At 59.2% G+C, this 13,380-nt stretch carries 13 protein-coding genes and 1 tRNA gene; 5 read left to right on the forward strand and 9 right to left on the reverse strand.

What is annotated here, in order from left to right; genetic code table 11:
• The 5 genes from gcvP to AC1Q6D_RS12615 form a co-directional block, all read left to right on the forward strand.
• The coding region (gene gcvP, locus AC1Q6D_RS12595) for an aminomethyl-transferring glycine dehydrogenase (RefSeq protein WP_492618469.1) at positions 1–2,157 on the forward strand (2,157 nt) is incomplete at its 5' end.
• Between the two features lie 130 nt (positions 2,158–2,287).
• On the forward strand, positions 2,288–3,664 hold the full coding sequence (locus tag AC1Q6D_RS12600; protein WP_103406783.1) for an L-serine ammonia-lyase: 1,377 nt from the start codon (positions 2,288–2,290) through the stop codon (positions 3,662–3,664).
• 36 nt (positions 3,665–3,700) lie between these two features.
• On the forward strand, positions 3,701–4,825 hold the full coding sequence (gene gcvT / locus AC1Q6D_RS12605) for a glycine cleavage system aminomethyltransferase GcvT (protein WP_103406784.1): 1,125 nt from the start codon (positions 3,701–3,703) through the stop codon (positions 4,823–4,825).
• A 404-nt stretch (positions 4,826–5,229) separates the two neighbouring features.
• The gene (locus tag AC1Q6D_RS12610) at positions 5,230–5,442 is read left to right on the forward strand and encodes a cold-shock protein (RefSeq protein ID WP_010220199.1); all 213 of its coding nucleotides are present in this window, start codon (positions 5,230–5,232) and stop codon (positions 5,440–5,442) included.
• Positions 5,443–5,537: 95 nt separating this feature from the next.
• Positions 5,538–6,026, forward strand: coding sequence for an RDD family protein (locus AC1Q6D_RS12615; protein WP_103406785.1), 489 nt, complete (start codon positions 5,538–5,540; stop codon positions 6,024–6,026).
• Between the two features lie 130 nt (positions 6,027–6,156).
• Here AC1Q6D_RS12615 and nadA read toward each other — a convergent pair whose 3' ends face one another.
• The 9 genes from nadA to tolR form a co-directional block, all read right to left on the reverse strand.
• Positions 6,157–7,215 (reverse strand): quinolinate synthase NadA, encoded by a 1,059-nt coding sequence (nadA, locus tag AC1Q6D_RS12620; protein ID WP_047532491.1) that lies wholly within the window; start codon positions 7,213–7,215, stop codon positions 6,157–6,159.
• Positions 7,216–7,488: 273 nt separating this feature from the next.
• Positions 7,489–7,564, reverse strand: a tRNA-Lys gene (locus AC1Q6D_RS12625).
• A 63-nt stretch (positions 7,565–7,627) separates the two neighbouring features.
• On the reverse strand, positions 7,628–8,320 hold the full coding sequence (queC, locus tag AC1Q6D_RS12630) for a 7-cyano-7-deazaguanine synthase QueC (RefSeq protein ID WP_103406786.1): 693 nt from the start codon (positions 8,318–8,320) through the stop codon (positions 7,628–7,630).
• A gap of 1 nt (position 8,321) precedes the next feature.
• Positions 8,322–8,969 (reverse strand): 7-carboxy-7-deazaguanine synthase QueE, encoded by a 648-nt coding sequence (gene queE, locus AC1Q6D_RS12635; RefSeq protein WP_047532495.1) that lies wholly within the window; start codon positions 8,967–8,969, stop codon positions 8,322–8,324.
• 166 nt (positions 8,970–9,135) lie between these two features.
• Positions 9,136–9,975 carry a tol-pal system protein YbgF gene (ybgF, locus tag AC1Q6D_RS12640; protein ID WP_090464623.1) on the reverse strand — a complete coding sequence of 280 codons (840 nt, stop codon included), beginning with the start codon at positions 9,973–9,975 and terminating at the stop codon, positions 9,136–9,138.
• A gap of 6 nt (positions 9,976–9,981) precedes the next feature.
• Positions 9,982–10,479 (reverse strand): peptidoglycan-associated lipoprotein Pal, encoded by a 498-nt coding sequence (pal, locus tag AC1Q6D_RS12645; RefSeq protein WP_003178634.1) that lies wholly within the window; start codon positions 10,477–10,479, stop codon positions 9,982–9,984.
• A 52-nt stretch (positions 10,480–10,531) separates the two neighbouring features.
• The gene (tolB, locus tag AC1Q6D_RS12650; protein ID WP_162842395.1) at positions 10,532–11,812 is read right to left on the reverse strand and encodes a Tol-Pal system beta propeller repeat protein TolB; all 1,281 of its coding nucleotides are present in this window, start codon (positions 11,810–11,812) and stop codon (positions 10,532–10,534) included.
• 17 nt (positions 11,813–11,829) lie between these two features.
• Positions 11,830–12,909 carry a cell envelope integrity protein TolA gene (gene tolA / locus AC1Q6D_RS12655; protein WP_047532505.1) on the reverse strand — a complete coding sequence of 360 codons (1,080 nt, stop codon included), beginning with the start codon at positions 12,907–12,909 and terminating at the stop codon, positions 11,830–11,832.
• Positions 12,909–13,361, reverse strand: coding sequence for a protein TolR (gene tolR, locus AC1Q6D_RS12660; protein ID WP_161793955.1), 453 nt, complete (start codon positions 13,359–13,361; stop codon positions 12,909–12,911). Before tolR ends, tolA begins: the two co-directional genes overlap by 1 nt.
• Positions 13,362–13,380 lie beyond the last annotated feature (19 nt).

A 13,380-nucleotide genomic window follows, 5' to 3' on the forward strand; every position in this document is an offset into this window, starting at 1 on the left:
CGTTTCCACGCCGCCAACGCCCTGGTGGCCGTGGCCGCCGACCTGCTGGCCCTGACCCTGCTGGCCCCGCCGGGCGAGTTCGGCGCCGACGTGGCCATCGGCAGCGCCCAACGTTTCGGCGTACCGCTGGGCTTCGGTGGCCCGCACGCGGCGTACTTCTCCACCAAGGATGCGTTCAAGCGCGACATGCCGGGCCGTCTGGTCGGTGTCTCGGTGGACCGTTTCGGCAAGCCGGCCTTGCGCCTGGCGATGCAGACCCGCGAACAACACATCCGTCGCGAGAAGGCCACGTCCAACATCTGCACCGCGCAGGTGCTGCTGGCCAACATCGCCAGCATGTACGCCGTCTATCACGGCCCGAAAGGCCTGACGCAGATCGCCAACCGTGTGCATCAGCTGACCACGATCCTGGCCAAGGGCTTGAGCGCTTTGGGCCTGAACGTTGAGCAGGAACACTTCTTCGACACGCTGACGATCAAGACCGGCGCCGACACCGCCCAACTGCACGAACAGGCGCACGCCCGGCAGATCAACCTGCGCGTGGTCGATGCCGAGCGTCTGGGCCTGTCCCTCGACGAAACCAGCACCCAGGCCGACGTCGAAACCCTGTGGGCCTTGCTGTCCAGTGGCAAAACCCTGCCGGACTTCGCCGCCCTCGCCGCCGCCACTCAAGCGACGATCCCGGCCGCGCTGGTGCGTCAGTCGCCGATCCTCAGCCACCCGGTGTTCAACCGTTATCACTCGGAAACCGAGCTGATGCGCTACCTGCGCAAACTGGCGGACAAGGACCTGGCGCTCGATCGCACCATGATCCCGCTGGGTTCCTGCACCATGAAACTCAACGCCGCCAGCGAAATGATCCCGGTGACCTGGGCCGAGTTCGGTGCCCTGCACCCGTTCGCCCCGGCCGAGCAAAGCGCCGGCTACCAGCAACTGACCGACGAACTGGAAGCGATGCTCTGCGCCGCCACCGGTTACGACGCGATTTCCCTGCAGCCGAACGCCGGTTCCCAGGGTGAGTACGCTGGCCTGCTGGCCATTCGTGCCTACCATCAGAGCCGTGGCGAAGACCGTCGCGACATCTGCCTGATCCCGTCCTCGGCCCACGGCACCAACCCGGCCACCGCCAACATGGCCGGCATGCGCGTGGTCGTCACCGCCTGCGATGCCCGTGGCAACGTCGACATCGAAGACCTGCGCGCCAAGGCCATCGAGCACCGCGAACACCTCGCCGCGCTGATGATCACCTACCCGTCGACCCACGGCGTGTTCGAGGAAGGCATCCGCGAAATCTGCGGCATCATTCATGACAACGGCGGCCAGGTGTACATCGACGGCGCCAACATGAACGCCATGGTCGGCCTCTGCGCACCGGGCAAGTTCGGCGGCGACGTCTCGCACCTGAACCTGCACAAGACCTTCTGCATTCCCCACGGCGGTGGCGGCCCGGGCGTCGGCCCGATCGGCGTGAAATCGCACCTGGCGCCGTTCCTGCCAGGCCACGCGCAGATGGACCGCAAGCAAGGCGCGGTGTGCGCCGCGCCGTTCGGCAGCGCGAGCATCCTGCCGATCACCTGGATGTACATCCGCATGATGGGCGGCGCCGGCCTCAAGCGCGCCTCGCAGCTGGCGATCCTCAATGCCAACTACATCTCCCGTCGCCTCGAAGAGCACTACCCGGTGCTCTACACCGGCAGCAACGGCCTGGTGGCCCACGAGTGCATCCTCGACCTGCGCCCACTGAAAGACAGCAGCGGCATCAGCGTCGACGACGTGGCCAAGCGCCTGATCGACTTCGGCTTCCACGCCCCGACCATGTCCTTCCCGGTGGCCGGCACGCTGATGATCGAGCCGACCGAAAGCGAATCCAAGGAAGAACTGGACCGCTTCTGCGACGCCATGATCCGCATCCGCGAGGAAATCCGCGCGGTGGAAAACGGCACCCTGGACAAGGACGACAACCCGCTGAAAAACGCCCCGCACACCGCGGCGGAGTTGGTGGGCGAGTGGTCGCATCCGTATAGCCGGGAGCAGGCGGTTTATCCGGTAGCGTCGCTGATCGAAGGCAAATACTGGCCACCGGTCGGTCGGGTCGACAACGTATTCGGCGACCGCAACCTGGTTTGCGCCTGCCCGTCGATCGAAAGCTACGCTTAAGAAAAGCAGCCTCTAGCGGCAAGCCTCAAGCTGCAAGAAAGAGCCGATCGGCTTTAACGTGCAGCTTGTTGCTTGCCGCTTAGCGCTCGCGCGCTGGCGCGCGCCTATAACAAGAAACCGGAGAACAACCATGTCGTTAAGCGTGTTCGACCTGTTCAAGATTGGCATCGGCCCTTCCAGCTCCCATACCGTTGGCCCGATGCGTGCCGCCGCGCGTTTCGCCGAAGGCTTGCGCCGTGATGGACTGCTGACAACAACGACCTGTGTCAAGGTCGAGCTCTACGGTTCTCTGGGGGCCACCGGCAAGGGCCACGGCAGCGACAAGGCTGTGTTGCTCGGCCTGGAGGGCGAACACCCGGACACCGTAAACACCGAAACCGTGACCGCCCGCCTGCAAGAGATTCGCGGCAACGGACGCTTGAACCTGCTCGGCGAACACAGCATTGCGTTCAACGAGAAAGAACACCTGGCCATGATTCGCAAGCCGTTGGCCTATCACCCTAACGGCATGATCTTCCGCGCGTTCGATGCGGCAGGCCTGCAAATTCGCAGCCGCGAGTACTACTCGGTTGGCGGCGGGTTTGTCGTCGATGAAGACGCGGCAGGCGCCGACCGCATCGTTGAAGATGCCACGCCCCTGACCTTTCCCTTCAAAAGTGCCAAGGACCTGCTCGGCCACTGCACCACCTATGGCTTGTCGATCAGCGAGGTGATGCTGACCAACGAAAGCGCCTGGCGTCCGGAAGCGGAAACCCGCGCCGGTCTGCTGAAAATCTGGCAAGTGATGCAGGACTGTGTCGCCGCCGGCTGCCGCAACGAAGGCATCCTGCCTGGCGGCTTGAAGGTCAAACGTCGTGCGGCAGCGCTGCATCGGCAATTGTGCAGCAACCCCGAGTCCGCCTTGCGCGATCCACTCTCCGTGCTGGACTGGGTCAACCTCTACGCCCTGGCCGTCAACGAAGAAAACGCCAACGGCGGACGCGTGGTCACGGCCCCCACAAACGGTGCGGCCGGGATCATTCCGGCCGTGCTGCATTACTACATGCGCTTTATTCCCGGCGCGAACAATGACGGGGTCGTGCGTTTCCTGCTGACCGCCGCGGCCATCGGCATCCTGTACAAGGAAAACGCCTCGATCTCGGGCGCCGAAGTCGGTTGCCAGGGTGAAGTGGGCGTGGCGTGCTCCATGGCGGCCGGCGCGCTTTGCGAAGTCCTCGGCGGCAGCGTTCAGCAAGTGGAAAACGCCGCGGAAATCGGCATGGAACACAACCTCGGCTTGACTTGCGACCCGATTGGCGGACTGGTGCAGGTGCCTTGCATCGAGCGCAATGCCATGGGATCGGTCAAGGCCATCAATGCCGTGCGCATGGCCATGCGTGGTGACGGCCAACATTTCGTCTCCCTCGACAAGGTCATTCGCACCATGCGCCAGACCGGCGCCGACATGAAAAGCAAATACAAGGAGACCGCCCGTGGCGGTCTCGCGGTCAACATTATCGAGTGCTGATGTGCGCTCACCTGCACACTTCTTCAGGAGCTGAATATGTCCACCGAACAACTGTTGAAAACCCCGTTGCACGCCCTGCACATCGAGCTCGGCGCACGCATGGTTCCGTTCGCGGGCTATGACATGCCTGTGCAATACCCGCTGGGCGTGATGAAAGAACACCAGCACACCCGCGACCAGGCCGGCCTGTTTGATGTGTCGCACATGGGCCAGATCCGCCTGACCGGCGCCAATGCCGCCAAGGCTCTGGAAACCCTCGTGCCTGTGGACATCATCGACCTGCCGGTGGGCATGCAGCGCTACGCGATGTTCACCAATGAGAGCGGTGGCATCCTCGACGACCTGATGGTCGCCAACCTGGGTAACGACGAGTTGTTCCTGGTGGTCAACGCCGCCTGTAAAGATCAGGACCTGGCGCACCTGCGCAAGCACATCGGCGATCAGTGCACCATCGAGCCCCTGTTCGAAGAACGCGCGCTGCTCGCACTGCAAGGCCCGGCGGCCGTCACTGTCCTGGCACGCCTGGCGCCGGAAGTGGCGAAGATGACATTCATGCAGTTCACTCGAGTGAAGCTTTTGGGCGTGGAGTGTTTTGTCAGCCGCTCGGGCTACACCGGTGAAGACGGCTTCGAAATCTCCGTGCCGGCACAACACGCCGAAGCCCTGGCCCGCGCCCTGCTGGCCGAACCTGAAGTCGAAGCCATCGGCCTTGGCGCGCGCGACTCGCTGCGCCTGGAAGCCGGTCTGTGCCTGTATGGCCACGACATGAACACCGACACCACTCCGATCGAAGCCAGCCTGTTGTGGGCCATCTCCAAGCCACGCCGTGCCGATGGCGCACGGGCCGGTGGCTTCCCCGGCGCCGAGACGGTATTCGCCCAACAACAGACCGGTGTCGGCCGCAAACGTGTCGGCCTGCTGCCACAGGAACGCACCCCGGTGCGCGAAGGCGCAGAGATCGTCAACGAAGCCGGCGAGATCATCGGCAGCGTCTGCAGCGGCGGTTTCGGGCCGACCCTCGGCGGTCCTTTGGCGATGGGTTACCTCGACAGCGCTTATATCGCGCTCGATACGCCGGTCTGGGCGATTGTTCGTGGGAAAAAGGTTCCTTTGCTTGTAAGCAAAATGCCATTTGTTCCACAACGCTACTATCGCGGCTGATTGACTGTTCCTATAAGTAACGCGGTTGCGTTAACAGTGCACTAATGTGTAACGCAACCGCCATAAAATAGTGCACTGTTTGAATCTAAGCTTCGATTATGAACTTTGCTTATAACGATCGAAAACAATTGAACAAGCATAACGAATAACGCAGCCACTAACGGCCCGGAAAATTGCTCAAACTGAGCAAAACCGGGGGCTTCGCGGGGGCTTGTTTTTTCTCCCGTAGTTGGCGTAGAGTTTGTTCACTGTGTTTGCATGGGTCGCTTGGAATCGTGACCTGGGCAGTAGCCTACAAGTTAGCTACATCCCGTTCGACGTCTTCTTACTCTCCTGCAACCAGCCCCAGTACTCTTTCATGAGAAGGAGGCTGTCATCAATTTTAGCGTCAAAGGAAATAAGAAATGTCCCAACGTCAGAGCGGTACCGTCAAGTGGTTTAACGACGAGAAAGGTTTTGGTTTTATCACTCCAGAGAGCGGTCCGGATCTGTTCGTACATTTCCGCGCCATTCAGGGCAACGGCTTCAAGAGCCTGAAAGAAGGCCAAAAAGTGACTTTCATCGCCGTGCAAGGCCAGAAAGGCATGCAGGCTGACGAAGTCATCGCAGAAGCCTAATTTTCTGTAACGAAAAAGCCCCTGATGCTGACATCAGGGGCTTTTTTGTGCGCGCAAATCCGTAAAATGGCTTCTTTTTTCGCCGAGAGCCTGCCATGTCGAAACACCTGCTTACTCCTCAGGGCGATTTTCCTGTCGCTGGCCTGGGTCGTCGCCTGGCCGCGATGTTCTACGACTTCCTGCTGTGTACCGCGCTGCTGATCGTCACCAGCGGCATCTACAAGATGATTCAAATGGCGATCATCGGCGAAGACAAAATGCGCGCCCTCACCGAATCCGGCGCACTGGATGGCGATCCATTGCTGTCGACAGTGCTCCTGTTCGTACTGTTCGGCTTTTTCGCCAAGTTCTGGACCTGGTCTGGGCAGACGCTGGGAATGCAGGTCTGGTGCATCCGCGTGCAGAATGCCGATGGCTCAGCGATCAGCCTGTGGCAGGCTTTGCTGCGCTTCGTGGTTGCCATCGCATCACTGCTATGTGTCGGCCTGGGTTTTTTCTGGTCGCTGTTCGACAAGCAGAAACGCAGTTGGCATGACATGTATTCCAATACCCGGCTGGTGCGGATTCCAAAGAAGTCCAAATAAATTCGCACCGCACAAATCATTGTGGGAGCGAGCCTGCTCGCGATGGCGTATCAGTCAACATGCATGTGACTGACAGTCCGCCATCGCGAGCAGGCTCGCTCCCACAGTTTTTTCTACTCGCTGATTGAACTCAGGCGTTGCCCGCCAGTTTCATCCGCGCCGCATGGGTGAAATCGAGCATGCGCTTCAGCGGTCGGATCGCCTGTGGAATCAGCGCAGGATCAACAAAGATCTCATTCGCCCCCTCCTTCAAGCTCTTGAGCGTGCGCTCAAGGGTATTCATCGCCATCCACGGGCAATGCGCACAACTGCGGCATGCCGCGCCGTTACCGGCCGTTGGCGCCTCGATAAAGACCTTGTCCGGACACAGCTGCTGCATCTTGTAGAAGATGCCACGGTCAGTGGCGACAATCAGAGTCTTGTTCGGCAGGCTCTGCGCCGCCGCGATCAGCTGACTGGTGGAGCCAACGGCATCCGCCAGCTCGATCACCGACGTCGGCGATTCCGGGTGCACCAGAATCGCCGCATCGGGATACAGCGCCTTCATGTCTTCGAGCTGCTTGGATTTGAATTCCTCGTGAACGATGCAGGCACCATCCCAAAGCAGCATGTCGGCGCCGGTCTGGCGCTGAATGTAGGTGCCCAGGTGCTTGTCCGGGCCCCAGATGATCGTTTCGCCGTTATCCATGAGACTCTCGACGATCTCCAGCGCGCAGCTGGACGTCACCACCCAATCCGCCCGGGCTTTGACCGCTGCTGACGTGTTGGCATAAACCACCACCGTACGCTCGGGGTGCTGATCGCAGAACGCGGAAAACTCGTCGACGGGGCAACCCAGGTCCAGCGAACAAGTCGCTTCCAGGGTCGGCATCAGGATGCGCTTTTCCGGGTTGAGGATTTTGGCGGTTTCGCCCATGAACTTCACACCGGCGACCACGACGGTCTTGGCCGGATGGGCATTGCCGAACCGGGCCATCTCCAGCGAATCGGAGACACAGCCCCCGGTTTCTTCAGCCAGGGCCTGAATGATCGGATCACAATAGAAGTGAGCCACCAGCACTGCATCCTGAGCCTTGAGCTCGGCAGCGATAGCGGCACGGTAATAGGCTTCCTCATCGGCGGTCAGCGGCTTGGGCTGCTTGGCGTCGAGGTGGGCTTGAACCAGAAGGCGTTCGGAAATCTGCGTCATGTTCGCAAGACCTGCAGGCGCATTCGCGCGAAAGTCGAGTATACACCCGGCTCCGGACCCTTCAGGGGTACCGCCGGGAAAGTGGGTATTCATCAGGCACGGACAGTGTTGAAGCTGGGCAAGGCTACAGAATATCCCGGGGATGCAAAAGATGATTCTGACCTGCGTCACGCAGTGCAGCCCAAGAACGGGGCGGACCTAAATCGCAGGCAAAAAAAAATCCGGAAATCCTCACTTTCGTGGGCCTTCCAGACTTTTAAAACAGCTTGAAAATGGTGGGTCGTGTGGGATTCGAACCTACGACCAATTGGTTAAAAGCCAACTGCTCTACCAACTGAGCTAACGACCCGCTGTGTGGTGGCGCGTATAATACTGATTTTTAAGGACTATTCAACACCTTTTTTAAAATAATTTAAAAATAAGGTGTCGGGTCGCTGATTCCGGCCGCTGCAAAGCCTTCCGCACGCAGCCGGCAGCTGTCGCACTTACCGCAGGCACGACCATTATCGTCGGCCTGATAACAGGAAACGGTCAGGCTGTAGTCCACACCGAGCTTCACGCCAGCCTGGACGATCTGCGCCTTGCTCAGGTTTTGCAGTGGCGCCTGGATGCGGAAGCCCTGCCCTTCTACGCCGGCCTTGGTAGCCAGATTGGCCATGCGCTCGAACGCTTCGACGAACTCGGGACGGCAATCAGGGTAACCGGAGTAGTCGACTGCGTTCACGCCGATAAAGATGTCACGCGCGCCCAGCACTTCCGCCCAACCCAGCGCCAGCGAGAGAAACACCGTGTTGCGTGCCGGGACGTAAGTCACCGGAATGCCTTCGCTCGGCGCTTCCGGCACGTCGATGCTGCTGTCGGTCAGCGCCGACCCGCCAATGCCATTCAGGTTCAGTCCGATCACCTTGTGCTCGACCACACCCAAATCACGAGCAACACGTTCGGCAGCGTGCAATTCGGCACGGTGCCGCTGACCATAGTCGAAGCTCATGGTGTAGCAGCTGTAGCCATCGGCGCGGGCCATGGCCACGACAGTCGCCGAGTCCAAACCTCCGGAAAGCAGGATGACTGCACGTTTTTCAGCAGTGTTCAGTTGTTCTGTCATATCAGCGCCCCGGTTCGTCGTTCCAAAGATATTTATGCAGCTGCAATTGCAGACGCACTGGCAGGTTGTCCGCCACCACCCAGTCAGCCAGGTCCCGAGCATTAAGGTCATGGTGACTAGGCGAGAACAGGACTTCGCCGGCGCGCCGATCAAGACCGTACTGGATCAATTTGGACACGGACCAGTCATAGTCTTCCCGCGAGCAGATGACGAACTTCACCTGATCGTTGGGCGTGAGCAGCTCAATGTTCTCGTAACGGTTGCGATGCGCCTCGTTCGAACCTGGCGTTTTCAGGTCGACGACGCGACTGACGCGGGAATCTACCGCCGATATATCGAGAGAACCACTGGTTTCCAGTGACACTTCGTAACCGGCATCGCACAACCGCTTGAGCAATGGAATGGCGTTGGGTTGTGCCAGAGGCTCGCCGCCAGTGACACAAACATAACGCGGACGGAAACCAGCCACTTGCTCAAGAATATCGTCGAGCGTGCGGATGGTTCCGCCGGTGAAGGCGTAGGCACTGTCACAGTATTGGCAACGCAACGGGCAACCGGTCAGACGCACAAAAACAGTGGGCAGGCCGGCGGTCCGAGTTTCACCCTGCAACGAGTAGAAAACTTCGGTAATTCTCAATGTGTCTTGCATAGTCGCCACGGGCGTAACAGCTAAACAGGCTGTCCGCCTCCGTCAGGCACTTCAAGGGACCCCGGCAATGCGCAGATCCCAAAAAGCGTGTTTCAGAAAAAGGGGGTGAATTCTAACGAAAAAACCCGCGACAAGCGCGGGTTTCTTCGAAACGGGTCAAGCAGGCTTACATGCGCTGCAGATCGCGTTGAGCCAGCTGAGCGGCGGAAGTGCCCGGATACTGGGAAACCACCTGCTGCAGAATGCCTTTGACGCGGTCGGTGTGACCGAGACGGCGCTCTACGTCAGCGAGCTTGTACAGCGAATCAGGCACCTTGGCGTGCTTCGGGTACAGCTGCGAAACCTTGGCGAACGCCTGACCTGCGCCTTGCAGATCACCTTTGGCCAGGTTGACTTCGCCCAACCAGTACTGGGCATTACCCGCGTATTGGCTGTTCGGGTATTTGCGCAAGAACGCGGCGAAAGCCTGACTGGCCTTGTCGAAATCCTTGGCCTTGATCAGGTCGAAGGCTGCGTCGTAATAGAGCTTTTCCTTCGCCGGGTCCGCCGGTTCGCTACCCGCGGCGGGTGCTTGAGCGGCAGCCGCTCCCGCACCTGCGCCAGCTGCAGCAACGGGGGCGTTCAAATTGCCACCGGTAGAAGAATTCTCAGGAGTCGCGGCCGGTGCAGCGCCGGTTCCTATGCGCCGATCCAGGTCCTGGTATCGCTCCAGGTTTTCCTGCTTCATGCGCGCTACATCATTCTGCAGAACCTCGATCGCGCCTTGCTGACGCTCGATTTGTTGCTGCATCGATTGCAGTTGGTTGAACAGCTCGCCCTGTGCCGAGACAGGGGCCGAAACCCCTCCCCCGGCATAGGCGCCGTTCGTACCGTAACCTGCAGGCGGATAACTGCTCCCGCTATTGTTATAACCGGAGTTGTTATCGACCACAGGAACCGCAGCCCACACCGAAAGCGGTGCGAGACTGAGAGCCAGAACAGTTACAGCACGACGGCACGTTCGCATGACGAATTACTTACGCAGTTCGACGCGACGGTTTTGAGCCCAGGACTGCTCGTCGTTGCCGGTAGCAACTGGACGCTCTTCGCCGTAGGAAACCAGTTCCAGCTGAGCTGGGGAAACACCTTGCAGTACCAGGTAGCGCTGAACGGCTTTCGCACGACGCTCGCCCAGTGCCATGTTGTACTCACGAGTACCACGTTCGTCGGTGTTGCCTTCCAGAACAACGCGAGCGCCGTTTGCTTTCAGGTCTTTGGCGTGAACGTCCAGAGCGCGCATGGCTTCTGGCTTCAGGTCCGAGCTGTCGTATTCGAAGTAGAAAGTGGTGATTGCGCGCAGAGCAGCTTCTTCGCTCAGGGAGCCGTCAACTGCACCAGTGTTTGCGCCGTAACCAGCGTTTGGATCTACAGCGCCTTCACCGGCATTGTCGCCGCCTTTGGACGAGCAACCTACAGCTACAGCCATGGCCAGAGCCAGCGCAGCAAATTTACCAAACTTCAGCATTTCCATCGTGAAACTCCTAATGAACCCCAGTGTGTTAAGTAAAACGTATAGCGCCGCGTCAGTTCAGGTAAGGGGACCAGGAAGGTTCTCTGACTTCGCCTTGAGCGGTAGGAAGCGGGAGCCTTACGCGTCCATTGATGGACACGAGCATCAAGACTCCCCGGCCCTGCTGGCGGGTGGCGTAGATTACCATGGTGCCGTTGGGCGCGACAGTGGGCGACTCGTCCAGAGTGCTATCAGTGAGGATTTTTACACTACCGCGCTGCAAATCCTGGGCCGCCACTTTGAAATTGGTGAAACCGTCCTGGCGGTGAATCATCACCAGGGTCTTTTCGTCAGCCGACAATTTAGGGTTGGCGTTGTAGTTACCGATGAAGGTCACACGCTCGGCACCACCACCGCCCACGCTGGTTTTGTAGATCTGCGGCTTGCCGCCACGGTCGGAAGTGAAGTAGATGGTCGAACCATCCTTGCCCCAGAACGGTTCGGTGTTGATGCCTGGACCGTTGGTGACACGGGTGATCTGACGCGAACCCAGGTTCATCACGTAGATGTCAGGGTTACCGTCCTTCGACAATACGAATGCCAGGCGATTGCCATCTGGCGACCAGGCTGGCGCACCGTTGAGGCCTTCGAAGTTGGTGATCTGCTCACGGCGACCGGTGTCGATGTTCTGCATGAAGATGCGTGGGCGCTTCTGCTCAAACGAAACGTAGGCGATGCGCTTGCCATCCGGTGCGAAACGCGGCGACAGGATCGGTTCACGCGATTGCAGCAGCGTCACGGCGCGAGCACCGTCATAGTCCGAACGCTGCAGCGTGTAGCGAGTGTTCTTCTCGGAGAAACGCTCGGCGGTCACGTACAGCAGACGAGTCGAGAACGCACCTTTGATACCGGTGAGTTTTTCGAACGACTGGTCGGAGATGTAGTGCGCCATGTCGCGCAGTTGATCGACGCCACCCGACACGCTACCGGTCAGCACTTGCTGCTCGGTGGCGACGTTGAACAGTGCGTATTGAACCTGCAGGCGACCGCCGGCAGGAACGATGCTACCGACCATGACGTACTGGGCGCCCAGCGCCTTGAAGTCACGGTAGATGATTTCGCTGGCCTGGCTTGGCTGGCTGATCATGTTCTGCTTGGGAATCGGCGAGTAGTAACCCGAGTTACGCAGGTCGTTACCGATGATTTCGGCCATGTCGTCCGGCAGCACGCTGCCGCCCTGGTTGCCGAACGGGACAACGGCGATCGGAGTAGCCCGATCGCTGCCGCTGGTGACCAGAATGTTTTTCTCATCTGCCATCGCCATCCCTGCCATGCAGCAGATAACGACCAGCATTCCTCGAAGAAGGTTTCTCACAAGGCTAGATCCTCAGGTGTGAATGTCATCTTGAATGAACGATACGGAGCGAAATCGCTCGGCTTCATTCCCTGCATTTCTGTCAAACGTCCAATATTCTTCACCGCCGCTACAGCCGATGCGTCAAATGGACCGTCACCGCTGGACTTGGCCACGCTGACCGAAGTCACCGTACCGTCCGGCAACATGCCAATTTGCAACACGACCGTCATGCCTTTGCGGGCCGAAGGTGGACGAGCCCAGCCTTCCGCTGCACGAGCCCGAATCAGGTCATCGAAACTGCCGGCGACTTCGTCGCCCTGCTCATCGGCCAAGGCCTGCTGACGCTGCGGCGTGTCGGAAAGCAAATCTGCCAGGGCCTGAGCCTTTTTATCCTCGGCGGATTTACGTGCCGCGTCCTGCGCTTTCTTCTTCGCAGCATCGGCAGCAGCTTTCTTCTTCGCTTCTTCGGCGACTTTCTTCTTCGCCTCTTCAGCTTCAGCTTTCTTCTTGGCGTCTTCCGCGGCTTTCTTCTTCGCGTCTTCGACAATCTTCTTCTTGGCTTCTTCAGCGGCCGCTTTCTTGGCCTCTTCTTCAGCAGCCTTCTTGGCTTCTTCTTCCGCTTTCTTCTTGGCTATATCAGCCAATTGTTTCTCTTCTGCCTTCTTGGCTTCGGCGGTCTTCTTCGCTTCATCGGCTTTCTTGGCTTCATCAGCCTTTTTCGCCTCTTCCGCTTTCTTAGACTCGGCGGCCTTCTTGGCTTCCTCGGCCTTTTGAGCCGCTTCTTCTTTCTTTTGTTCCGCAGCCTTCACCGCTTCCTGCTCGACCTTCTTCTGTTCCATCTGTTCGACTTCGGTCTGACGCGCCGCAGATTTCTGCGCTTCACCGGCAATCTTCTGATTGGTCTGGGTGGTCGCCCGACTTTTCGATTTCAGCTGGTACAAGGTCGCCTGGACAATCGGCTTGGCCGGCGGCAGTTCCGGTGTCATGGCGAAACTGACGAACAGCATGCCGAACACCAGCACGTGCAAGCCAATCGCCCAGACACTAGGCCAGAAGTAGCTTTCCGAGGCGGACGGCTCTCGCTGTTGTTGCATCAGGGCGCCTCGGTAATCAAGCCAACATTACCGACCCCGGCTTTCTGCAATCCGCCCATGGCGCCCATGACAGAGCCGTAATCGACGGACTTGTCGCCGCGAATGAAGACCTGGGTGTGCTTGCCGCCCTCGTTGCCGGCGCGAATGATCTTGGTCACCGCATCGGTCATTTGAGGCAAGGTCATGGCCCTGTCCTGCTGCTTCTCTGTATCGACTTCGCTGCCAAGATTCCAGTAATAGGTCTTGTCAGCCTTGATCGAAATGGTCAGGACCTGGGTGTTGTTGTCCTGCGGCAAGGCCTCACTGGAAACCTTGGGCAGATCAACTTTCACGCCCTGATTGAGCATCGGCGCGGTCACCATGAAGATGACCAGCAGTACCAACATCACGTCGATGTAGGGCACCACGTTCATCTCGGCGACCGGCTTGCGCTTGTGTCGAGCTCGAGCGATTAAAGCCATTGGAAATTAC

Source organism: Pseudomonas sp. MT92, from assembly GCF_058792515.1.

Coding starts and splice junctions, on each gene's coding strand:
- AC1Q6D_RS12610 (WP_010220199.1), top strand. CDS start 5,230: ATGTCCCAACGTCAGAGCGGTACCGTCAAGTGGTTTAACGACGAGAAA.
- pal (WP_003178634.1), bottom strand. CDS start 10,479: ATGGAAATGCTGAAGTTTGGTAAATTTGCTGCGCTGGCTCTGGCCATG.
- gcvT (WP_103406784.1), top strand. CDS start 3,701: ATGTCCACCGAACAACTGTTGAAAACCCCGTTGCACGCCCTGCACATC.
- queC (WP_103406786.1), bottom strand. CDS start 8,320: ATGACAGAACAACTGAACACTGCTGAAAAACGTGCAGTCATCCTGCTT.
- AC1Q6D_RS12615 (WP_103406785.1), top strand. CDS start 5,538: ATGTCGAAACACCTGCTTACTCCTCAGGGCGATTTTCCTGTCGCTGGC.
- nadA (WP_047532491.1), bottom strand. CDS start 7,215: ATGACGCAGATTTCCGAACGCCTTCTGGTTCAAGCCCACCTCGACGCC.
- tolB (WP_162842395.1), bottom strand. CDS start 11,812: ATGCTGGTCGTTATCTGCTGCATGGCAGGGATGGCGATGGCAGATGAG.
- ybgF (WP_090464623.1), bottom strand. CDS start 9,975: ATGCGAACGTGCCGTCGTGCTGTAACTGTTCTGGCTCTCAGTCTCGCA.
- queE (WP_047532495.1), bottom strand. CDS start 8,969: ATGCAAGACACATTGAGAATTACCGAAGTTTTCTACTCGTTGCAGGGT.
- AC1Q6D_RS12600 (WP_103406783.1), top strand. CDS start 2,288: ATGTCGTTAAGCGTGTTCGACCTGTTCAAGATTGGCATCGGCCCTTCC.
- tolA (WP_047532505.1), bottom strand. CDS start 12,909: ATGCAACAACAGCGAGAGCCGTCCGCCTCGGAAAGCTACTTCTGGCCT.